This is a genomic window from Rhodococcus sp. JVH1 (genome assembly GCF_000280725.2).
Classification (GTDB): Bacteria; Actinomycetota; Actinomycetes; order Mycobacteriales; family Mycobacteriaceae; genus Rhodococcus_F; species Rhodococcus_F jostii_A.
The window spans coordinates 736,976-759,591 of record NZ_CP166289.1 but is presented as its reverse complement, the minus strand read 5'-3'; the positions used below and the strand labels follow the sequence as shown (position 1 = coordinate 759,591).

At 68.0% G+C, this 22,616-nt stretch carries 18 protein-coding genes and 1 pseudogene; 14 read left to right on the top strand and 5 right to left on the bottom strand.

Annotation, left to right across the window (positions count from 1 at the left end):
• Positions 1 to 10 precede the first annotated feature (10 nt).
• Positions 11 to 1,045: a serine hydrolase gene (locus JVH1_RS03585; protein ID WP_009479721.1), complete on the bottom strand. Its 1,035-nt coding sequence runs from the start codon at positions 1,043 to 1,045 to the stop codon at positions 11 to 13.
• Positions 1,046 to 1,120: 75 nt separating this feature from the next.
• On the opposite strand from JVH1_RS03585, the gene JVH1_RS03580 reads away from it, so the two are divergent.
• The 7 genes from JVH1_RS03580 to JVH1_RS03550 all read left to right on the top strand — a co-directional run bounded on the left by JVH1_RS03580 (position 1,121) and on the right by JVH1_RS03550 (position 7,847).
• Entirely contained in the window at positions 1,121 to 3,457 is a 2,337-nt protein-coding gene (locus JVH1_RS03580) for a Tex family protein (protein ID WP_009479722.1), read from the top strand.
• A gap of 74 nt (positions 3,458 to 3,531) precedes the next feature.
• Complete coding sequence (locus JVH1_RS03575) at positions 3,532 to 4,437, top strand: hypothetical protein (protein WP_009479723.1); 906 nt, start codon at positions 3,532 to 3,534, stop codon at positions 4,435 to 4,437.
• A 94-nt stretch (positions 4,438 to 4,531) separates the two neighbouring features.
• Positions 4,532 to 4,873 carry a 50S ribosomal protein L19 gene (rplS, locus tag JVH1_RS03570; RefSeq protein WP_005240490.1) on the top strand — a complete coding sequence of 114 codons (342 nt, stop codon included), beginning with the start codon at positions 4,532 to 4,534 and terminating at the stop codon, positions 4,871 to 4,873.
• 81 nt (positions 4,874 to 4,954) lie between these two features.
• Positions 4,955 to 5,737 carry a signal peptidase I gene (gene lepB, locus JVH1_RS03565; protein ID WP_009479724.1) on the top strand — a complete coding sequence of 261 codons (783 nt, stop codon included), beginning with the start codon at positions 4,955 to 4,957 and terminating at the stop codon, positions 5,735 to 5,737.
• Entirely contained in the window at positions 5,734 to 6,414 is a 681-nt protein-coding gene (locus JVH1_RS03560; protein WP_005240494.1) for a ribonuclease HII, read from the top strand. Before lepB ends, JVH1_RS03560 begins: the two co-directional genes overlap by 4 nt.
• A 37-nt stretch (positions 6,415 to 6,451) precedes the next feature.
• Positions 6,452 to 6,769, top strand: a complete 318-nt coding sequence (locus tag JVH1_RS03555; protein WP_005240496.1) for a DUF2469 domain-containing protein — start codon at positions 6,452 to 6,454, stop codon at positions 6,767 to 6,769.
• 34 nt (positions 6,770 to 6,803) lie between these two features.
• Entirely contained in the window at positions 6,804 to 7,847 is a 1,044-nt protein-coding gene (locus tag JVH1_RS03550) for a patatin-like phospholipase family protein (protein ID WP_009479726.1), read from the top strand.
• Between the two features lie 56 nt (positions 7,848 to 7,903).
• On the opposite strand, the gene JVH1_RS03545 is transcribed toward JVH1_RS03550, so the two are convergent.
• Positions 7,904 to 9,247 carry an MFS transporter gene (locus JVH1_RS03545; protein WP_009479727.1) on the bottom strand — a complete coding sequence of 448 codons (1,344 nt, stop codon included), beginning with the start codon at positions 9,245 to 9,247 and terminating at the stop codon, positions 7,904 to 7,906.
• A complete protein-coding gene (locus tag JVH1_RS03540; protein WP_009479728.1) occupies positions 9,244 to 10,962 on the bottom strand; it encodes an amidohydrolase in 1,719 nt (572 codons plus the stop codon). The genes JVH1_RS03545 and JVH1_RS03540 overlap by 4 nt, the downstream gene beginning before the upstream one ends.
• Before the next feature lie 222 nt (positions 10,963 to 11,184).
• Here JVH1_RS03540 and JVH1_RS03535 point away from each other — a divergent pair, with 222 nt between their 5' ends.
• From JVH1_RS03535 to JVH1_RS03505, 7 genes and pseudogenes are all read left to right on the top strand, one after another.
• Positions 11,185 to 12,087 (top strand): Lrp/AsnC family transcriptional regulator, encoded by a 903-nt coding sequence (locus tag JVH1_RS03535; RefSeq protein WP_029539446.1) that lies wholly within the window; start codon positions 11,185 to 11,187, stop codon positions 12,085 to 12,087.
• 53 nt (positions 12,088 to 12,140) lie between these two features.
• On the top strand, positions 12,141 to 13,013 hold the full coding sequence (locus JVH1_RS03530) for an LLM class F420-dependent oxidoreductase (RefSeq protein ID WP_009479730.1): 873 nt from the start codon (positions 12,141 to 12,143) through the stop codon (positions 13,011 to 13,013).
• A gap of 209 nt (positions 13,014 to 13,222) precedes the next feature.
• Positions 13,223 to 13,579 (top strand): YraN family protein, encoded by a 357-nt coding sequence (locus tag JVH1_RS03525; RefSeq protein ID WP_005259362.1) that lies wholly within the window; start codon positions 13,223 to 13,225, stop codon positions 13,577 to 13,579.
• A pseudogene (locus tag JVH1_RS03520) lies at positions 13,579 to 15,085 on the top strand (YifB family Mg chelatase-like AAA ATPase). Before JVH1_RS03525 ends, JVH1_RS03520 begins: the two are co-directional and overlap by 1 nt.
• Entirely contained in the window at positions 15,082 to 16,236 is a 1,155-nt protein-coding gene (gene dprA / locus JVH1_RS03515) for a DNA-processing protein DprA (protein WP_009479733.1), read from the top strand. Before JVH1_RS03520 ends, dprA begins: the two are co-directional and overlap by 4 nt.
• Before the next feature lie 492 nt (positions 16,237 to 16,728).
• Positions 16,729 to 18,276, top strand: coding sequence for an acyl-CoA carboxylase subunit beta (locus JVH1_RS03510; RefSeq protein ID WP_009479734.1), 1,548 nt, complete (start codon positions 16,729 to 16,731; stop codon positions 18,274 to 18,276).
• A gap of 72 nt (positions 18,277 to 18,348) precedes the next feature.
• Complete coding sequence (locus JVH1_RS03505; protein WP_009479735.1) at positions 18,349 to 19,128, top strand: siderophore-interacting protein; 780 nt, start codon at positions 18,349 to 18,351, stop codon at positions 19,126 to 19,128.
• An 18-nt stretch (positions 19,129 to 19,146) separates the two neighbouring features.
• On the opposite strand, the gene JVH1_RS03500 is transcribed toward JVH1_RS03505, so the two are convergent.
• On the bottom strand, positions 19,147 to 20,316 hold the full coding sequence (locus JVH1_RS03500; RefSeq protein ID WP_009479736.1) for a multidrug effflux MFS transporter: 1,170 nt from the start codon (positions 20,314 to 20,316) through the stop codon (positions 19,147 to 19,149).
• 333 nt (positions 20,317 to 20,649) lie between these two features.
• Positions 20,650 to 22,530: a zinc ribbon domain-containing protein gene (locus tag JVH1_RS03495; RefSeq protein WP_371112936.1), complete on the bottom strand. Its 1,881-nt coding sequence runs from the start codon at positions 22,528 to 22,530 to the stop codon at positions 20,650 to 20,652.
• Between the last annotated feature and the right edge of the window lie 86 nt (positions 22,531 to 22,616).

The window sequence follows — 22,616 nt, the reverse complement described above, 5'->3', positions numbered from 1 at the left end:
TGCCCGGGCGCTAACCCTGAGGCTGCGCCCAGTCGTCGACGACACCGTTCGGGAACAGGGACTTCACGAACCCGGTCATCGTGTCCCGCGCATGCCGGGCGCTGGAATCCTCGGTGACATCCGTGACAGCGGTGTCCGGGTACGACTCCTCGTCGTCCTCGTACCGGATGTCCTCCCGCGACGCGACGGCCACGATGTAGCGGTTGTCCTCACCGATCAGGCCGGTCGACACGTGGATCCACCGATCTCCCACACAGCACATCCAACCCTGCTTCACCCCGACGACGATCTCGCCGGGCAACCCGTCGGGGATGCCGAACCGCTGGTCGTAACCGTCGATCGCCTCGGGTGTCGACGAGCGCAGGTAGCCGACGAATTCGGCGATGCGATCCGCGCCCAGGCCGTCGCGGTCGTCGAGGAGCCCGGCATAGAACGTCACGAGGTCGGCGGCGGTCGTCTCGGTGTTCCACCACAACCCGTCCCAGGGCGGGGTGGTCGCGGCGAGTCCGTACCGCCCGGCGACGTCGACGACGACATCGGAGCCGCCGAGATCGTCCCAGAGAGTGTTGGCCGCGTCGTCGTCGGACGATTCGAGCATCCGCTTCAGGAGGACATTGTCGAAGTCGGACAGCGGCCGCTCACCGAGCGCGTCGAGGTGATACATCTGGGCGGCGACGAACAGCTTGGCCAACGACGCCGTTTCGACGGGTTCGGCGGCGGCGCCCTCCAGATAGCTGCCGGTGGCGCGGTCCAGAACGGCGATCGACATGTCGGCGCCGCGTTCGGCGGACGCCGTCGCGACCGCCGCCGAGATGCGTTCGGCGAGGGGTGCGGAAACGGGAACTCGCGCGGAGGGGAACGGCTCCGGGCTCACGGTCACGCCGTCACCCGCCGGCCGGTCGTCGGCCGGGAGGAGATCGGGGGTCGCGACGGCCGGTGACGTCGCCGGGATGTCGACCACGGAGTTCGTCCCGGTCGGAATGGTGCAGGCCGGCGCAACCAGCACGAAGACCATGACCGTCAGGCATACGATCAGCCTGGACATGAAATTCTCCCGAGATTTCCGCGACGGCCTCACCGCCGACGATATTGTCTCAGAGTAGCGGTAGGGTCCATTTCCGTGACTCTCAAGACCGTGAACCAGCGCATTGCCGAGGAGCTCGACGTCCGGGAGGGACAGGTCGCGGCCGCCGTGGACCTCCTCGACGGTGGAGCCACCGTGCCCTTCATCGCCCGGTACCGCAAGGAAGTCACCGGAACGCTCGACGACGCTCAGCTCCGCCAGCTCGAGGAACGCCTGCGGTACCTGCGGGAACTGGACGAGCGCCGGGTCGCCGTGCTCGAGTCGATCGACTCGCAGGGCAAGCTCGACGACCAGCTGCGTGGGCAGATCATGACCGCCGACACGAAGGCGCGCCTCGAGGACATCTACCTGCCGTTCAAGCCGAAGCGGCGCACCAAGGCGCAGATCGCCCGCGAGGCCGGTCACGAACCCGTCGCCGACGCACTGATCACCGATCCCTCCACCGATCCGGCGTCCTACACGGCCGAACAGCTCGAGGGTGCGCGCGCGATCCTCGTCGAGCGTTTCGCCGAAGACGCAGACCTGGTGGGTGAGCTCCGCGAGCTGATGTGGACCCGCGGGCAGCTGGTGTCCGCGGTCCGTAAGGGCAAGGAGACCGAGGGTGCGAAGTTCGCCGACTACTTCGAGTTCTCCGAGCCGTTCGGCAAGCTTCCTTCGCACCGGATCCTGGCGGTGCTGCGCGGCGAGAAGGAAGAGGTACTCACGCTCACGCTGGCACCCGACACGGAGGAGCCCGTCCCCGGCGAGCCCACCGTCTACGAGGGCCGGATCGCAGGCCGGTTCGGCATCGCCGACCGCGGCAGGCCCGCCGACCGGTGGCTGCTCGACACCGTGCGGTGGGCGTGGCGCACCAAGATGATCGTGACGCTGGGCATCGACACCAGGATGCGCCTGCGACAGTCGGCGGAGAAGGACGCCGTCGACGTGTTCGCCAACAACCTGCGGGACCTGCTGCTGGCAGCGCCTGCCGGGACCCGCGCCACGATGGGCCTCGACCCCGGCTTCCGGACCGGGACGAAGGTCGCGGTCGTGGACGCGACCGGCAAGGTGGTGGCCCACGACACGATCTATCCGCATCAGCCCCAGAACAAGTGGGACGCCTCCCTGGCCACTCTCGCCGGTCTCGTCGCCAAGCACGGCGTGGAGCTCATCGCCATCGGGAACGGCACGGCCTCCCGCGAGACGGATGCGCTCGCGACCGAGCTGATCGCCAAGTCGGGTGCCACCAACCTGACGAAGATCGTGGTGTCCGAGGCCGGCGCGTCCGTGTACTCGGCGTCCGCGTACGCCTCGGCGGAGCTGCCCGATCTCGACGTGTCGATCCGCGGAGCAGTCTCCATTGCGCGACGTCTGCAGGACCCGCTCGCCGAACTGGTGAAGATCGACCCGAAGTCGATCGGCGTCGGGCAGTACCAGCACGATGTGTCGGAGACGCTGCTCGCGCGGTCGCTCGGTGCCGTCGTCGAGGACGCGGTGAACGCGGTCGGCGTCGACGTGAACACCGCGTCGGTGCCGCTGCTGTCCCGCGTGTCGGGTATCGCCGGTTCGCTCGCGGAGAGCATCGTCGCGCACCGGGACCAGAACGGCCCGTTCCGCAGCCGCAAGGGGCTCAAGGACGTCGCGCGACTCGGTCCGAAGGCGTTCGAGCAGTGCGCCGGCTTCCTGCGCATCCCCAACGGGGACGACCCGCTCGACGCGTCCAGCGTCCACCCCGAGGCCTACCCGGTGGTGCGCAAGATCGTCGGCGCGAGCGGCACCGGCGTGCGCGAGATCATCGGCAACACGTCCGCGCTCCGCAGCCTGAACCCGGCAGACTTCGTCGACGACCGGTTCGGTCTGCCCACGGTCACCGACATCATCGGTGAGCTCGAGAAGCCCGGCCGCGACCCCCGCCCGGAGTTCAAGACGGCCACGTTCGCCGCCGGCATCGAGAAGGTGTCGCACCTGAAGCCGGGGATGACGCTCGAGGGCGTCGTCACGAACGTGGCGGCGTTCGGCGCGTTCGTCGACATCGGCGTTCACCAGGATGGCCTCGTTCACGTGTCCGCGATGTCCCACAACTTCGTCAAGGACCCGCGGGACGTCGTGAAGTCGGGTGACGTCGTGAAGGTGAAGGTCCTCGAGGTGGACGAGGCCCGTCAGCGCATCGGACTGACTTTGCGGCTCGACGACGAGGTCGGGGCCGGCCGCAAGAACGACGGTCCCCGCGGCGGTGGGCAGCGGCAGGACCGGCGGGGCGGCGGTCAGCCGCAGGACCGGCGCGGCGGCAAGCCGCAGCAGCAGCAGGGTGGACGCGATCGCGGGCGTGACTCCCGCCCGGCGCCCGGCGGTTCGATGGCCGACGCGCTGCGGAAGGCGGGATTCGGCAAGTAAAGAGGTCACCATCCCGACACGAGCCTCCACTTTTCGATGGAGTGACTAGTTCTTTACTGGGATAGTGGATGCCGATGTACGAATGGCTGGATCGGGAAATCGTCGGGCACGGGCGCCTGCCTCTGCTCTTTTTCCTGCTCGGGTTTCTCGCGGCTTTCCTGTTCATCCGGTTGAGCGTGCGGATGATCCGCGCCGAGGTGTCGTGGTGGCCGGGCAACGTGAAACCCGGCGGGCATCACGTTCACCACGTGGTGTTCGGCGTCGTGACGATGCTCGTCTCGGGGGTCTCCCTCATCGCCGTGTACGAGGACGGCACCCAGACCACCGGCGCCGTCCTCGCCACGTTCTTCGGGGTCGGCGCCGCGCTCGTGCTGGACGAGTTCGCGCTGATCTTCTACCTGCAGGACGTGTATTGGGCGGATGAGGGCCGGACGTCGGTCGATGCCGTGTTCGTGGCGATCGCGGTGACGGGTCTGCTGCTCCTCGGCCTCCGGCCGCTCGAACTGATCAACGTCACCGACTTCCGGGACTCGCCGGATCCCTGGGTGCGGATCGCGATCGCGTTCTCGTCCGTGATCAACCTGCTCATCGCGGCGGTGGTGCTGCTGAAGGGGAAGATCTGGACGGGGTTGCTCGGCCTGTTCATCTTTCCGATCCTGCTGATCGGGGCGCTCCGATTGAGCCGGCCGAGCGCACCGTGGGCCCGGTGGCGCTACACCTCCAAGCCGAAGCGGATGCTCCGGGCCCTCGAGCGGGAGCGGAAGTGGCGTCGGCCGGTCATCCGGGCCAAGATCTTCGTGCAGGATTTCATCGCCGGGACTCCCAGCGCAGTGCACGTGAAGGAAGCCGCGGAACATGCCAGGGTGGCGGCGGAGGTCGAACTCGACCACGTGGTGCATGCGGCGCCGCCGCCGATTTCTCTTCACCCGGTGGCGTCTGGCACAATGGACGGGTTGCCTGGACCAGGCAGCAGTACTTGATCTGGGCACGAACCAGACGAGCACCGGTGTTCTTCGAACGTCCGGGTGCCGCTCGGTTCCTCTGCTCCTGCGAAAACGCAAGGATGGAACACCGATGAACACTCTCGATTTCCTGGACAAGAAGTCCCTCCGCGACGACATTCCCGAGTTCCGTCCCGGCGACACCCTCAACGTGCACGTCAAGGTCATCGAAGGCTCGAAGGAGCGCGTGCAGGTCTTCAAGGGCGTCGTGATCCGCCGTCAAGGCGGCGGCGTCCGCGAGACCTTCACCGTCCGCAAGGTCTCCTTCGGTGTCGGCGTCGAGCGCACCTTCCCGGTCCACAGCCCCAACCTGGCGCAGATCGAGGTCGTCACCCGCGGTGACGTCCGCCGCGCCAAGCTGTACTACCTCCGCGATCTGCGTGGCAAGGCCGCCAAGATCAAGGAAAAGCGCTGACCTTTCCGATGAGCCCGGCACTGCGTAGTCGCAGTGCCGGGCTAATCTGATTTCGTGACAGATTCTTCGAAGGAGCGGGCATTGTCGTCGGAATCCGAGACCACCGGCGATTCGGCCGCCACCTCCGCCGTGAACGGCGGAACGGCGGAGCCCGAGAAGAAGCCCCGCTCCTTCCTCCGTGAGTTGCCGATCCTGATTCTGGTCGCGCTCGTTCTGAGTTTCCTGTTGCAGACGTTCGTCGCCCGGGTGTATCTCATTCCGTCCGAATCGATGGAACCGACGCTGCACGGGTGCGCGGGCTGCACCGGCGACCGCATCGTGGTCGAGAAGATCGGTTACCGCTTCGGTGAACCGCAACCGGGTGACGTCATCGTGTTCCGTGGCCCCGATTCGTGGTCGCAGGATTTCGTCTCCACCCGGTCCTCCAACGTGGTGATCCGCGGTGCGCAGGAACTCGGTTCCCTCGTCGGACTCGTCCCCCCGGACGAGAACGACCTCGTCAAGCGTGTGATCGCCACCGGCGGTCAGACCGTCGAATGCTGCGACGACCAGGGCCGGATCCTGGTCGACGGCAAGCCGCTCGACGAGCCCTACGTCGTCATGGATTTCCCGTTCGTCCCCGGCTCCCAGACCTGCGACACGGCACTGAAGTCGGCGCGCTGCTTCGGCCCGGTCACCGTGCCCGACGGGCACCTGTGGGTGATGGGTGACAATCGCAGCAACTCCGCGGACTCGCGGTACCACGTGGGCGACGACATACAAGGCACCATCCCGCTCGACAACGTGATCGGTAAGGCCGTCTTCATCGCGTTGCCGCCGTCGCGGATGGGCACGATCAGTTCACCCGATATCCAGGGCAAGTGACTTCCTGGCCTCCACGCATCGTCATTCGCAGGTCGTCCGGTCTGCGGACGATGGAGTCGGCGCTGGTCCGTAGCGGCCTCGGTCCGGTGGCCGGTGTCGACGAAGCAGGCCGGGGCGCGTGTGCGGGGCCGCTCGTCGTGGCGGCCTGCGTGCTCGCACCGAAGCCGTATCCGGCGCTGGCGCGCCTCGACGATTCGAAGAAGCTCACCGAACGCACGCGCGAAGAGTTGTTCCCGGCCATCACCCGGCTCGCGGTGGCGTGGAGCGTCGTGTCTTTTCCGGCCGAGGAAGTCGACCGGATGGGTGTGCACGTAGCCAACATCGAGGGCATGCGACGTGCCGTTGCCGGGCTCTCGACCACCCCGGGTTACGTTCTCACCGACGGCTTCCGCGTCCCGGGCCTGCCGGCCCCGTCGCTGCCGGTGATCGGCGGCGACGCCGCGGCGGCATGCATCGCGGCGGCGAGTGTGCTGGCCAAGGTCTCTCGCGACCGGGTGATGGTCGCAATGGACGAGACACATCCCGGTTACGGTTTCGCGATCCACAAGGGGTACAACACGCCCGCGCACCTGACGGCTCTCGAGAAGCTGGGCCCGTGCCCGGAGCACCGCCGCTCGTGGTCGAACGTCGCCGCGCTGATACACCGAGTGGATAACAGTTCCGGAAGTGCGAGATGATGACAATTCACACCAGAGCAGGAGGACTCCGAGACCGATGAGTGCCGAGGATCTCGAGAAGTACGAAACCGAGATGGAGCTGTCGCTCTACCGCGAGTACCGGGACATCGTCGGTCAGTTCTCCTATGTCGTGGAGACCGAGCGCCGGTTCTATCTGGCGAACTCGGTGGAGTTGCTGCCGCACAACGCGGACGGAGAGATCTACTTCGAGCTGCGGATGTCCGATGCGTGGGTGTGGGACATGTACCGTCCCGCGCGTTTCGTGAAGTATGTCCGCGTCATCACGTTCAAGGACGTGAACATCGAGGAACTCGACAAGCCGGACCTGCGGCTCCCCGACAACGGTCTGTCCTGACGATCCGGAGTTCTCGTCCGCGTACGATCGTCCGATGACCGGACCGAGGCGTGTCGCGCTGGCTCTGGGGAGCGGCGGTGCGCGGGGGTACGCCCACATCGGAGCGATCCAGGTGCTCGAGGAGCGCGGATTCGAGATCGTCGGTGTCGCGGGCTCGTCGATGGGGGCCCTGGTGGGAGGACTCCACGCAGCGGGCACGCTCGACGACTTCACCCGGTGGGCGATCGGCCTGACCCAGCTCGACGTCGTGCGTCTTCTCGACCTGTCGGTGTCCGCCCCCGGAGCCATCCACGCCGAGAAGATCCTGCAACGGGTCAGGGAGATACTCGGCGAGATCCGCATCGAAGACCTTCCGATTCCGTATACGGCCGTGGCCACCGATCTCGCTGCGGGCCGGTCGGTGTGGTTCCAGCGAGGGCCCGTCGACGCGGCGATCCGTGCGTCGATCGCCATCCCCGGCGTCATCACGCCGTATGTGCTCAACGGCCGGGTGCTCGCCGACGGTGGGGTGCTCGACCCTTTGCCGATGGCGCCGCTCGTCTCCGTGAGCGCCGACCTGACCGTCGGGATCAGCCTGAGCGCCGAGGATCGGGACGGGCGCTCGCTGGCCCCGGAGAACGTCAGCGCGGATTCGCGGCCGGTGGACGAATGGGTGGCGCGCTTCCGCCGGAGCGCCGCGCAGCTGCGTGACCTGGACATCGTGCGGTCGGTCGTGGGGCGATTCGGCGCTGCGCACACCGACCCGGATCCGACGGACGAGCAGGACGGCCAGGTGATCGGCGATCAGACCGTGGTCGAGGGCGACGCCGTGGCCGTCCCGAAGTTCAGCCGGTTCGCGGTGATGAACCGTTCGCTCGACGTGATGCAGGCAACGTTGGCTCGCTATCAGCTCGCCGCGTACCCACCGGACGTGCACGTTCGGGTGCCCCGGAACGCGTGCCGCAGTCTCGATTACCATCGTGCCGCCGAGATGATCGAACTGGGTCGGGTTCTCACTGGGCGTGCGCTCGACGACGCCGGTCTCGTCTCGCCGGCAGCCGCTGTGTCTCCGGCAGATTCGGACGGCGAGCCCACCTGACAGGTGGCAGGGCCGGTGCTGCGCACGCAGCACCGGCCCTGCCACTCACGGGGATGTCAGCTCGAGGCCCGAGCCCGGGCGGCGCCTAGGTCGCCCACCGATTCGTCGGACTCGCCGTCGACGTGATCGACGTGCTGCGGCGCCACGGGCAGGCAGAGAATGCTGACCGCGCACATTCCGATCAGGAGGCCGATCACCGGCCACACGCTGCCGGTGGCCTGGTACATGAGCGTGGACACCAACGGCGACAGTCCACCGAAGATCGCGCCGGCGCCCTGGTAGGCGAGCGAGATGCTGGTGTACCGGGCCTGCGGCCGGAACATCTGCGACAGCACCGCCGCGATCGGACCGTACGTCGCGGCCAGGACGAGCCGCATGACGGCGAAGGTCAGGAAGATCAGGACCACCGACCCGGACGTCAGGACCAGGAACTGTGGCGCGGCGAGCACCGCGACGGCCAGCAGTCCGTAGATCACCACGCGGATCCGGCCGACCTTGTCGCCGAGCCACGCCACTCCGAGCGTGGCGATCAATTCCACCACCGCGGCAACGCTGAGCGCGTTGAGGACGAGTGTCTCGGACAGCCCGACGTCCGGGTCGGTGGCGTACGCCGTGATGAACGTCGTCACGAGGTAGTAGCCGCCCACCGCGACGGGCAGGATGCCCATGCCGAGCAGGATCGGGCGCCAGTTGGTGACGATGGCGTACTTCAGCGGCAGCGCTTCGGGTTCGGTCGCCGTCTGCACCTCGGACTCGAAGACGGGGGATTCCTCCACCTTCAGTCGCACCAGCAACCCCACGCCGATCAGCAGCGCCGAGCACAGGAACGGCAGCCGCCACGCCCAGTCCCGCAGGGCGTCGTCGCCGAAGGTCGAGAGGACACTGAAGAACCCGGTGGCGAGCAGCGCGCCTGCGGGGTTGCCCAGCTGTGCGAATCCGCCGTAGAACGTCTTCTTGTCCTCGGGCGCGTGTTCGACGGCCATCAGCACGGCGCCACCCCATTCGCCGCCCACCGCGAAACCCTGCACGAAACGCAGCATCACGAGCAGCAGCGGCGCCCAGAACCCGATCTGCGCGTATGTCGGCAGCGCACCGATCAGGAACGTGCCCGCGCCCATCAGGGTGAGTGTCACGACGAGCGCCGTCCGCCGGCCGACCCGGTCGCCGACGTGTCCGAAGACGATGCCGCCGAGCGGGCGGGCGAAGAAGCCCACCGCGTAGGTGGCGAACGCGGCGGCGATGCCGGTCAGGCGGTCGGTGTCGGAGGGGAAGAAGATCTCACCGAACACCAGGGCCGCCGCCGTGGCGTACACGTAGAAGTCGTACCACTCGATGGTGGTGCCGACGAAGGCCGCGAAACCCGCCTTGCGGGCCTTGGCGATCTGAGTGTCGTGACTCATGACTGATCCTCGGTGGTTGCAGTGGTCGAGAGTAGGTCGCTGCGGGTGGAATGCGCCAATTCGCCGTCGATCCACGTTTCACGGACCTCGATGTCGGCAATGGTGTGCGGGTCGACGGTGAGAGGGTCGGCGCCGAGGACCACGAAATCGGCGCGCTTGCCGGGGGAGATGCTGCCGAGTTCGGATTCCCGTCCGAGCGCGCGGGCCCCGTTCAGCGTGTGCGCGGTGAGGGCCTGGGCGGCGGTCAGTCGCAATGCGTTCGAGCCGAGTTGATGTCCCTGCCGGGTGATGCGGGTGACGGCGGCCTGGATCGCCTCGAGTGGTTTGGGCTCGGCGACGGGTGCGTCGGAACTGATCGTGACCGGTACGTCGGCTTCGACGAATTCGCCCAGGGGATTGAAACGCTCACCCGGGGTGCCGATGGCCGCGGTCACGCCCTCGCCCCAGTTGTAGTAGTGCTGCGGCTGGTTGACGGGGTACACACCGAGTGCGTGCATCCGCGTGATCTGCTCGGGGGTCGGCAACCCGCAGTGCTCGATGCGGTGACGGGCATCGGCGTCGGGATGCGCCTTCTGCGCGGCCTCGATCGCGTCGAGGACCATGTCGATCGCGGTCGGCGACTGCGCATGCGTCGCAGTCTGCAGGCCGACGGCGTGTGCCTTCGCGATCAGCGCCGCATAGTCGGCGGGCTCGTGATAGAGCTGTCCGGTCCGGCACGGGTCGCCCACGTACCCATCAGGGAAGTAGGCGGTCCAACCGCCGAGAGTGCCGTCGGCGTAGAACTTGATCCCGCCGAACGCGAGACGTGAGTTGCCGAACGCACCGTGCAGCCCGGTGTCGAGCGCGTGATCGAGCAGGTGGCTGAGCAGGTACATGCTCACCCGGGTCTCGAGCCGGCCCTGCTCCGCCAGTCGCAGGTACATGTCGAACTCGCGCCGCGTCACCTGGCAGTCGCCGATCGTGGTGACGCCGCCCTCGAGGAACTTCTCCTGCGCCACGGAGAGCTGCCGCAGATGCTCCTCGGGTTCGTCCTCGAGGTGGAAGTTCGGGCCGTGATGACCGACCTTGACGCCGTTCACGCCGGTGAGGATGTTGGAGGCGGCATCGGACAGTTCGCCGGTCAGCTCGCCGTCCGCGTCGCGGAAGAACTCGCCGCCGGGCGGATTCGGGGTGTCACGGGTGACGCCGTGGAGTTCGAGGGTGAAAGTGTTGACGACGCCGCCGTGGCCGCTGGCGTTCATCAGGTAGACCTCGCGGTCGGTACCGACCTGATCGAGTTCCTCCTTCGTGGGATGACGGCCCTCGACGAGGTTGCGGTGCTCGTAGCCGTACCCACGCACCGGGATCCCGGCAGGCTGGTTCCCCGCCGCCTCCCGGAGCAGTGCGACGATCTCGGGAATGGTGCGTGCCTTCTCGGGGCCGCAGTCCACCCAGCTGAGCATCTGGCCGTACATCAGGGGGTGGGCGTGCGGATCGACGAACCCGGGTACGACGGTCGCCCCGGCGAGATCGATGACGTCCGTCGTCCGGGTGCCGATCCTCCGCGCTTCCTCACGACATTCCGCAGCGGTGCCGACCGCGGCGAAGCGATTGCCGTAGACGAGGAAGGCCTCGGCGCCCTCGGTGTCTGCGTCCACGGTGCGGAGCGTGCCACCGGTGAAGACGGTGGCGGTGGCGTCGAGGGGGGACGCCTCGTGGTGAAACAGCTTGCGCATGGTGATCCTTCGAGATGGTGGTGTGGGTCACGTTCCGGTTGGGAGGGAAATTACGCCCTGACCAGCGGCTACGCAATACATCAAAGTTTCGGAGCGATCGTTCGACGACGAATGTGTTCAGTAGTTGGAGCAGAATTGCACCGATTCGCAGAATATTGGGATCTGTGCGATTCTTCTTGTCTGTCGGGAATGCAGAAAGAAATCGAGAAATCTCGGGGCATCATGACTGTCGAACTGGATTCCAAGCTCATCGCGGCGTTGCAGTCGAACGGTCGCGCAACCTATCGAGAGCTCGCCGCGACCGTGGGCGCACCCCGCGCCGCGGTGTCCACGCGCGTCCAGACGCTGCTCGACACGGGCACGGTGAGTGTCGTTGCCGTCGCACACCCCGAGTTGCTGGGCCTCAAGGCGATGGCACACGTGTCCGTCGCCGTGTCGGGGCCGGTGGGTCCCGTCGCCGAGGCACTCTGCGCGTCGGAGGCGGCCGTCTACATTTCCGCTGTGAGCGGGCAGTACAACATCATCGCCGAACTGCGCGTCCCCAACCAGCGGGACCTCTACGACGCCATCGCCGCGATCCGTGCGGAACCCGGTGTCCGCACCGTCAACACGCTGTTCTACGCCGATGTCATCAAGGGAATCTTCATGCCCAAGAGCGCATTACGGGCCGACGTCCGACTGGACGCGAAAGACGTCGCGCTCATCGAGTTACTGGAACGGAACGGGCGGATGCCGTTTCTGGAACTGGCCGAACGCACCGGGCTCTCACCGAGTGCGGCGCGGAATCGCGTGAACCATCTGATCGACAGCACCGCGTTGCGCGTCGGAGCCGTCGTGAGGCGCCGCGGTGGCGGCAGAACCCTCGCCATGGGCATCGGTGTCAGCCTCGGATCGCGGGACCGGGAGGCGTGCGCGCAGATCGAGGACCTGCCGGGTATCGAGTTCCTGGCGCGGACACTCGGCAGATTCGACCTGATCGGCACGGTCGCCGCCGACTCGTCGGGTGACCTCTACGCCCTTGCCGAACACATCCGGACGATCGACGGTGTGATGGCCCTGGAGACCTGGACGCATCTCGAGGTGTTCAAGGAGCACTACGCCCGTAGCCTCGACGTCCGCGGATAGAAGCGTCCCGGAAGCGAGTCACTTCGGCCGGGTAACTGTGAGACGATCGGCCAATGCGCCTCGGGTTGCACGCACTCGGGATCGGCACCGGCGCTCGTCGCGCGGTGATCGACTCGGTCGCGGTTGCCGCCGAGAACAGCGGATTCGCCACGCTGTGGGCAGGCGAGCACGTCGTGATGGTGGACCGGTCGGAGTCGCGGTATCCGTACGCGGACGACGGCCGGATCGCGGTCCCCGCCGTCGCGGATTGGCTCGACCCGATGATCGGGCTGAGTTTCGCCGCCGCTGCCACCCACACGATCGGCGTTGCCACCGGAGTGTTGCTACTGCCCGAACACAATCCCGTCCTCATGGCCAAGCAGGCCGCGACGTTGGATCTGATGAGTGGGGGCCGGCTGACGCTCGGCGTGGGCATCGGATGGTCCCGGGAAGAATTCGCTGCGCTCGGCATTCCGTTCGAGGGACGTGGCGAGCGCGCCGCCGAATACGTTGCGGCGATGCGCACGCTGTGGCGTGACGACGTCGCGACGTTCGAGGGTGAGTTCGTCCGCGTCGATTCGGTGCGGGTCAATCCGAAACCCGTGCGTGATCGCCGGATTCCGGTCGTGCTCGGCGGCAACAGTGACGCGGCACTCCGCCGGGTCGCGGCGTGGGGTGACGGCTGGTACGGGTTCAGCCTGGACGGCGTCGACGCCGTCACCGAACGAATCCGGACGATCCACGCACTGTGCCGGGACGCAGGGCGCGACGCCGAGGAGTTGCGCCTGGCCGTAGCCTTGCGGGAAGTGGACCCCTCCGACGTCGATGCGCTGGCCGAGGCGGGAGTCGACGAACTCGTCCTCGTCGAGTCGCCACCCGGGGATCCCGGCGCGGCCGCCGACTGGGTGGCATCGCTCGCGCGCCGATGGATGCCCGCGCTCGGCTGACCGTTCGATTACCGGCTTGACAGCCCTGGCCTGGGTCTTTGGGGTGAACACTTGCCGCGCAGTGCCGAGTTGTCCACAACGTGCACTTCATACACAGCCCAATTCGTTCGCCAGTTCGGGCACCTCTTCCCGGAATGCGGGTCGGGCACGGTGGTGCGAGAGACGCGGTTTGCATCGGTGGGCCGCCGGGGGACGGGGTGGAGGCTGCTGTGGCGCACAATCTCGCGCTTGGTGCACATGGGGAGGATCTGGCCGCCCGGTATCTCACCGAGGCGGGCATGGAGATCGTCGACCGGAACTGGCGATCCCGATACGGGGAAGTCGATCTCATTGCGGCAGAGGGAGACTGGCTCGTGTTCGTGGAGGTGAAGACACGGCGCGGCCTGGGATACGGCAGTCCGGCCGAGGCGGTGACGTTCTCGAAACAGCGCAGGATCCGCCTGTTGGCCGTGGAGTGGCTGCGGGACTCGGGCCGGCACTGGTCGCGGGTGCGGTTCGACGTGGTCGCGATCATGATCGGGCACGGTCCGCAGCCCCAGATCGAACACGTCCGGGATGCGTTCTGATGGCACTGGGGCGAGCACACTCGGTGGCCGTGACCGGGGTCGACGGTCAACTGGTCGAGATCGAGGCCGATATCGGCCGCGGACTCCCCGCGGTGCATCTGGTCGGGCTGCCGGACACCGCGCTGCAGGAGGCTCGGGACCGGATCAGGGCCGCGGTGGCGAACTCGGGCGAGGAGTGGCCGGATTCGAAGGTGATCCTCGCGCTGTCGCCGGCGACGCTGCCGAAGGTCGGCTCGGTCTACGATCTCGCCCTCGTCGCTGCCGTGCTGGACGCGGCCAAGCAGGTGAAGCGGCAGCGGCTGCGCGAGACCGTTCTGCTCGGAGAACTCGCGCTGGACGGGCGGCTCCGGTCGGTGCGCGGGATTCTGCCTGCGGTGCTCGCGGCGAAGAATGCGGGGTGGGCGACGGTGGTCGTCCCGGTGCAGTCGCTGCCCGAGGCAGGGCTGGTCGGTGGTGTCGAGGTGCTCGGCGCGCACGACCTGCGGGCGGCGATCGCGTGGCTGCGGGAGGAGCGGGATCTCGAGTATCCGGAGCCGGCGCAGTGGGTTGCGCAACCGGTGCGCGCCGATCTGAGCGAGGTGGTGGGTCAGGCAGAGGCGCGCTGGGCCATCGAGGTGGCGGCGGCGGGAGCGCACCACCTGATGCTCACCGGCCCACCCGGCGTGGGGAAGACGATGCTGGCGCAACGACTTCCCGGGGTTCTGCCCCCGCTCACCGAGAGTGAATCGCTCGAGGTGACAGCAATCCACTCCGTGGCCGGGCTCCTGCCGCCCGAGCGTCCCCTCATCGACGTGCCGCCGTTCATCGCACCCCACCACACCGCGTCCGTGAGCGCACTCGTCGGCGGGGGAAGCGGGGTCGCGAAGCCCGGCGCGGTCAGTCGCGCCCACCGAGGGGTGCTGTTTCTCGACGAGTGCGCCGAGATCGGAACCAAGGTCCTCGAAGCTCTGCGGACCCCGCTCGAGGACGGGGAGGTGCGAATCGCGCGCCGGGACGGGGTCGCCCGCTATCCGGCGCTCTTCCAGCTGATCCTCGCGGCCAATCCGTGCCCGTGCGCGCCCGCGCGGGAAGCCGACTGCGTGTGCGCACCGACTGCCCGGCGACGCTACCTCGGGAAGCTGTCGGGACCGCTGATGGATCGGGTGGATCTGCGGGTGCGGATGCAGGCCGTCGCGACCGGAGCGTTCATCGACGAGGTCGGGGAGAGCACCGAGGACGTCCGCCAGCGGGTGGCGGAGGCGCGGGCGGCCGCCGGCGAGCGGTGGAGCGACTACGGCTGGCGCACCAACGCGGAGGTGCCCGGACCGGCCCTGCGGCAGAAGTTCCGGTTGGCACGGCCCGCGCTGGCGCCGGTGGAGCGTGCGCTACGGAAGGGACTGATCACGGCCCGGGCGCCGATCGGGCGTTGCGAGTGGCCTGGACCGTGAGGATCTGGCGGGACTCGACATGCCGGGCCCGGAGCAGGTGGTCACCGCGTTGGGGTTTCGTGATCGGAGCTTTCAGTGACAGTGGAAAGTCGAAGTGGTGCAAGCGGTCTGAATGTGGTCCAGGATCCGCGGCGGTTGGCGTGGGCGTATCTGTCGAAGGTGGTGCAGGGGCCGAGCCCGGCGCTGTCGCGGCTCGTGGAGGAGGTGGGTCCGGAGGAGGCTGCGCGGGCCGTGCGGGAGCGGGACCTGTCGGAGATGCTGGGGGAGCGGACCGTTGCCCGGGCGCATGTGGATACCGCCGCGCACGATCTCGCACTGGTGGCGGGGATGGGTGGCCGGCTCGTGACGCCGGACGACGACGAGTGGCCGCAGTGGCGGCTCCTCGGCTTCGGGAATCTGTCCCGATCGCGGGACGAGGGCCCGCCGTTGGCGCTGTGGGTGCTCGGTTCGCGGCCGGTGGCCGAACTGACCGATCGGGCGATCTCGATCGTGGGGACGCGGGCGGCGAGTGCCTACGGCGAGCACGTGACTGCCGAGATTTCCGGTGATCTCGCCGTCGACGGGTGGACGATCGTGTCGGGTGCGGCGTTCGGGGTCGATGGTGCCGCGCATCGGGCAGCGCTGGGTGTCGGGGGCCTGACGGTGGCGGTGCTCGCGTGTGGTGTGGATCGTGCGTATCCGGCGGGGCATGCGCGCATGTTGCGGCAGATCGCGCAGAACGGTGCGGTGGTCAGTGAGTACGCACCGGGCACGACACCGGCGAAGCATCGGTTCCTGGCGCGGAATCGGTTGGTGGCGAGCCTGTCCGACGGGGTGGTCGTGGTGGAGGCAGGGTGGCGCAGCGGTGCGCGGAACACGGCGAGTTGGGCGCGCAAGTTGGGGCGTCCGGTGATGGCCGTGCCGGGCCCGGTGACGTCGGCGTCGTCGACGGGGTGCAATCGGATGATTCGGGAGGGGGAGGCGCGGTTGGTCGCGAATGCCGGTGACGTGGTGGAGGAGGCCGGGCCGATCGGGCTGCGGGAAGGCCCGGACGTGGTCCGCGATCTGGATGCGCTGTCGGGGGACGCCCTGCTGGTGTACGAGGCGTTGCCCGCGGTCGGGCCGCGTGGGGTCCGGGAGTTGTCCGAACTGTCCGGGGTCGCGGTGGAGCAGGTTCGGGCTGTGCTGCCGCTTCTGGAGATGGAGGGCTTCGTCGGCTCCGACGACACGGGGTGGTCGCGGCAGAGGTGAGGGGTGACGAGCCAGTCGGGAGTCCGCTCGGCGCGCACTTCATCGTGCTCGGTTGCCCCTAATGCGAGTCGAAGCGACTGATCGACGTCACGTTGGGGTAGAAACGTTCATATCGCACCTCACAACCGCACGAAGGAGTGAGATATGGGGTCAGCCGAGGACTTGTGGCGGAACTTCGTCGCGCAGGTGTTGAGCCTGTTGATCGCCTCCGGCTCGTAGCGGAGCTAGCTGCCGGTTGCCTGAGGGCACGCCCCGGGCCGACATCGCGCCCCGGGGCGATCGAGTCTGTGAAGTCCTCGCAGCGCTCCGGTCGACGGTTTCCACTCCACCCAGCGTTGTGCCGGAGGGGTAGTTGCGCCCGTCGTGGGTACTTGGAGTCCAGTCGGCTCACCCACAGCGTCCGGTCGGTGCACATACGGTGTCCGATGAGGCAACTACCGGCGGTCCGGGAGTGCAGTCCGCTCGCGGGTGCGTCTCGAGGAGGAATCTCACATGACCAGGACCACGGCGGAACTGCTCGCCGATCTCGAGGATCGGCTCGAGCAGTCGCTGAATCCGGGGAGCCCGAGGGCGATCGCGCGGCGCAAGCAGAAAGGTCTGCCCGGACCCCGCGAACGGATCCGGATGCTGCTCGATTCCGGCAGCTTCATCGAGGTCGGACAGATGGCGAAGAACCCGGGAGCCCCCGACAACCCCTACGGTGACGGCGTCGTCACCGGCCACGGAACCGTCGACGGACGTCCGGTGGCGGTGTTCTCGCACGACCACACCGTGTTCGGTGGCAGCGTGGGGGAGATGTTCGGTCGCAAGGTCGCATCGATCATCGAATTCGCCGGACGGATCGGCTGCCCCTGCGTGGGCATCAACGACTCCGGCGGCGCACGCGTACAGGACGCCGTCACGTCGCTCGCCTGGTACGCCGAAATGGGCCGCCGCCAGATCCCGCTGTCGGGAGTGTGCCCGCAGGTCTCGATCCTCCTCGGCAAATGCGCGGGCGGCGGGGCGTACGCGCCGATCAACACAGACCTCGTTGTCGCCGTGGACGAGCAGGCGTACATGTTCGTCACCGGTCCCGGAGTCATCAAATCCGTCACCGGCGAGGACGTCACCCTCGACGAACTCGGCGGCGCCCGCGCCCAGGCCGAGAACGGGAACGTCCACCACGTCGCGCCAAGCGAGGAAGCGGCGTTCGCCTGGGTGCGTGATTATCTCGGCTTCCTCCCGTCCAGCAGGCACGAAGAGGCGCCCATCGTGAACCCGGGACTCGAACCCGAGATCACCGACAACGATCTGGCGTTGAACGAGTTCATGCCGGACGCCGACAATGCCGCCTACGACATGCACGACCTGCTGCTGAACATCTTCGACGACGGAGACTTCCACGAACTCGCCGCGCAAACGGCACCGAACGTGATCACCGGATTCTCCCGGGTGGACGGACGATCCGTCGGAGTGGTGGCCAACCAGCCGCAATTCCTCAGTGGAGCACTGGATCAGGTCGGTGCCGCCAAGGCAGCCCGCTTCGTGCGGATCTGCGACGCCTACGAGATTCCGCTCGTGTTCGTCGTCGACACGCCGGGCTTCCTACCCGGGCTGGAACAGGAGCGGAACGGCGTGCTCCGCAGCGGCGGCCGCTTCCTGCAGGCGTTCGCGGCGGCCACGGTGCCGAAAGTGACTGTTGTGGTCCGTAAGTCCTACGGCGGCGGATACGCGGTGATGGGGTGCAAGCAACTCGGTGCCGACGTGAACTTCGCCTGGCCGACCGCACGCATCGCGGTCATGGGCGCCGAGGCCGCGATCAGTCTCCTCTACCACCGCGAACTCGAAGCTGCCGGCGAGGAACAGGAGGCGATGCGGCAGCAACTCGTCGACGCCTACAACGAGAACGTCGCGACACCGTATTCGGCCGCCGAGCGCGGCTACATCGACGCGGTGATCGAACCGTCCGCCACCCGGCTCGAGATCCGGCGGGCGTTGACGTTGCTCCGCGACAAGCGCTCCGCCCGCGGCGAGCAGAAGCACCACCTGATTCCGCTCTGACCGCCGTCGCCAGTCACTCCTGTACCGTAGTTAGGTAACACTAACCAACTTGAGTTCATTGGAGAGATGCCTGTGGCAAAGCCGACTGCGACACTGACCGTGCTCCGGACCGAATGGCTGACCCCGCACATGGTGCGGGTATTCCTCGGCGACCCGGGATTCGACAGCTTCGTTCCAAATTCCTACACCGATGCGTACGCGAAACTCGAATTCGGGAGCCCCGACGAGCCCGTCCTGCGCACGTACACGATCCGGTCGGTGGATTCGGTGAAGCGAGAGATCGCCATCGATTTCGTGGTGCACGGCGACGCCGGCGTCGCCGGACCGTGGGCGGCATCCGCGGCGGCCGGTGACGTCCTCCGGTTGCGCGGCCCCAGCGGCGCGTTCGCGCCGGACCCGGCAGCCGACTGGTACCTGCTCGCCGGCGACGAGACCGCAATTCCCGCCATCTCGGCGTCCGTCGAGAAGCTGGACGCGTCGGCTGTCGGACGGGTCATCATCGAGGTCGCCGGCCCGGAGGACGAAATCGTCTTCGACTCGCCCGCCGGCGTCGACGTCACCTGGATTCACCGCGGCGACACGTCGGACCGGATCGGTGAAGAGGCGTCCGGGGACAACGCACCCCTCGTCGCGGCAGTGCGCGATACCGCATGGCTGCCCGGAACGGCGCAGGTCTTCATTCACGGTGAGGCGCAGGCCGTCATGCACAACCTGCGCTCCTACGTGCGTAAGGAACGAGGCGTCCCCGCGTCGGCCGCGTCCATCTCCGGCTACTGGCGTCGCGGTCGCACCGAGGAGGGCTTCCGCGTGTGGAAGTCCGAGCTCGCCGCGAGCGAGGGTGCCTCCCGCTGACCCGGTGCGGTGGACGCGCTACGAGAGGTGCGTCCGCCGCGTCAGCACCACCAGCGACAGCATCGCCACGGCGCCCGCGGTCGGGATCGCGACGGCCATCGGCACTGCGGTGTCGGGGCCGGCGATGCCGACGAGCGGCGAGACCACCGCGGCGAGGCCGAACTGGCCGGCGCCGAGGAGCGCTGACCCGGTGCCGGACGCCTTGGTCACCTCGCCCTGGGCCAGCGCCGTCGCATTGCCCATCACGAACCCGATGCTCGACACCGAGACGAACAACGGAATCAGGATCGCCCACCACGGCGGCGAATCGATCAGCACCGCGGCGAGAAGCAGCACGACGCCCGCTGCCAGGAGCAGCGTGACCCCGAACCCCAGCAGTTGCCGGGCATGGAATGTGCCCACGAGCCGCGTGTTCACGATCGCGGCGCTCACCATGCCCGCCGCGTTCACCGCGAACACCATGGAGAACTGCACCGGGCTGAGCCCGAGGACGTTCTGCACGACGAAAGGGGATGCGGAGATGTACGAGAAGAGCGCGACGAACCCGAACATGAACGTGAACGCGTAACCCAGGTAGACACGGTTGCCGACGACGTAACGCAGATTCCGGACCAGTGCAGTGAGCCCGCCGCCGTGCCGGTTCTCCTCGGGAAGCGTCTCCGGGACGAGGATCAGCACTCCCGCGAACATCACCACACCAGCGACGGTGAGCACCCAGAAGATCCCTCGCCAGCCGACCGGTCCGAGCAGTGCGCCGCCCATCAACGGTGCGACGACCGGCGCAACCCCGCCAATGATCATCATGATGCTGAAGAGCCGGGCGGCGTTGTCTCCACGGGCCCGGTCGGCGATGCAGGCGCGTGCGAGCACGATCGCCGCGCCACCACTCAGCCCCTGGAAAAGTCTTGCAGCGATGAGGGTTTCCACGGTGGGCGCGAGAGCGCACGCCATCGCGGCGAGGGTCGTCACGACGGTGGCGCCGATCAGCAGACGACGGCGTCCGAGGCCGTCCGACAGCGGTCCGACGACGAGCTGCCCGATTCCGAGCCCTGCCATGAACGTGGTCAATGTCAACTGCACGCTCGGCGCCGACGTGTTCAGGCTCTCAGTCATCAGGGGGAGACCGGGGAGATACATGTCGGTAGCCAGCGGCGCGATCGCGGACAGTAACGCCAGGACACACAACATGGGAATGGAGATCGTTCGCTGCACAAAAGAACTCTAGCGGCGCGGCTGCTTGATTTATCTCCCGCCCGAGTCGACTGTTGCCACCATGATCAGCGACCTACCGGCACCGTTGGAGCTGGTACTCGAGGAGTACGCGCGGCATCTCGGGCTCGAACGCGGCCGATCGCAGCACACCGTGAAGGCGTACGTCGCGGACGCGAGTCGCTACTGCGGTACTGGTTGTCGACGTCACCGGAGGCACACCTCGGCGAGCTCGACATCCAGGTGCTGCGGTCGTGGCTCGCGGGCAGGCTGCGGCCAGCATCGCCCCGGAGGTGCGCAACTTCACAGCGTCTACGTAGATCTCGGACTGTCTGCCACTGGTGTGGCGGGCGCCTGAGATGGACGTGTGTCACGGCTACCCGCGTCACCGTGCGGTGGTGTGGGTTGGACCGTGTCCCACACCGACGCTTGTGGTGCAGGAACATGCTGTTTCGGATTCACCCCCAACCGCCGTGGTGCGGTGGGCAGGCTGCGGCGGACCCGGCGATGCCGGGGCCTGCTCGGGGTGGGACCGGTTTTGTCGCGGCACCTGCGTATCGGCGCGTGCTCGGCGACCCGGACCGCGGGGAGCTGCCCACGTCGACGGGTGACCTTGCCTTTGCCGAGCAGTGCGCGTTTGGCCAGGTTCACCCCCGCGAGGTGGTCGCGGTTGCCGCCGACCCGGCAGCCCGGGCACCACGCGGTGTGGTACCCGCCGGGACGGGCAAGTGGTTCGTCGCAGCCCGGACACCATGCGGACGATCCTCGGGCGGGCACCGAGACCACCGTGATGCCGGCACCGGTGGCGGTGTGCGCGAGGGCGGCGACCGCTTGGCGGCGGGCGGACTGCGCGGCCCGGTTGTTGTTGACCCGGCCGTGTCCGCGGGTCTCGAGGGTGGTGAGATCTTCCACCGCGATCACCTGCGCTCCGGCGGTGGTGGCGTAGTCGGTGACCTGGCGGGCGAAGTGGAACGCGAGTTCCCGGTTGATCTTCCCCCGCTTGGCACCCACCGCGGTGCGGTGTTCGTCGAGGACGGCGATCTTCGCCTCCAGCTGGGCGCGGACCTCCGGTGGGGCGGTGGCGGCCAGCCGGGTCAGCCGGGCGGCCTTGGCGTGCAGCAGCTGCCCCTCGGCCTGCAGGCGCGCCAGTTTGATTCCGAGGCCGCGGTCGTCGTAGGTGAAGCCCCGGTAATCCGACACCAGCCTCTCCGGGCTGTCGGTGGTGAGGGCGGCGGCACCGAGCGTGGACGGGGACCAATCCACGCCCACCGCGACCGCGGCCGAGTCCAGGTCATCTGCCGGGACGAGTTCGGTCGCGGCGCACCGCCACAACAGACCCCGGTGGTCGAGGACCAGGGTCGGCAGATGCCAATCGATGACAGGCCGGCCGCACAGGTGCGCGGGGATGGCCGCGGTCAGCCGCACCCGCCGCCACTGCGCCCGCCCCACCGGCGCGGGACAGGTCGGCAGCTTCACCGTCAACACCAGCTCATGCTCTGCGACGGTGACGGCAAGCTGCGCGAGCTGCCGATCGGCGGCCGACAGTCGGGCCATCGACGCGATCTGCGGTGGTCCCTGCAGGTCGGTGATCCGCAACCGGCCGGCCGGTGCCCCGCCACTGGAGCGGGCGCGTGCGGCGAGCTGGCGCCGCACACCCCGAGCGAAACCCGAGGGCACAGAGTCGCCCGGCTCGGTGGGTGCGGTCAGACGACCGGTGGCCGGGTCGAATCGGGTCGACAGTGCCGCGATCGCGGTGTCCCGGTAGGCCAGGGTCCGCAGGGTCGCCAGCACCTGCGCGGTCACCACCCGGCTCACCCGCGACGGCACATAGACCCCGTCCGGATAGAACGGATCCCAGCCGAGCCGCGCCGCGGCGACATGACCCTGTGTGGGCAGCCTGCGGTCCTGGCGGTCACGGCCGGCGGCGAGCACGTCGAACGTCGCCGGCCGCCACAGCCGCGACACCAACTCGGCGCCAGCACCTGCAATCAGATCGAGCAGCCACCCCACCCGGGTGTCGACGTCATCGAGGCCGATCCGCTCACCGGTCGCGTCGTCGACCGCCACGTGGGCGCGGGTGGTGAACGAGAACTGCCGCGGCGTCGTGGAGACCCCGTCGTCGATACTGTGGCGACCAGAGCGCCCAGAAACCACGCCGGACAACGATGCCGGCACCGCCGTTACGTCATCCATCAACCCTCCCGCCAGTACATGTGGCAACCGGGTGCGTACGACCTCGACAGTAACGCCGACCTCCGACATTTAGCCTCGGGGGGAGT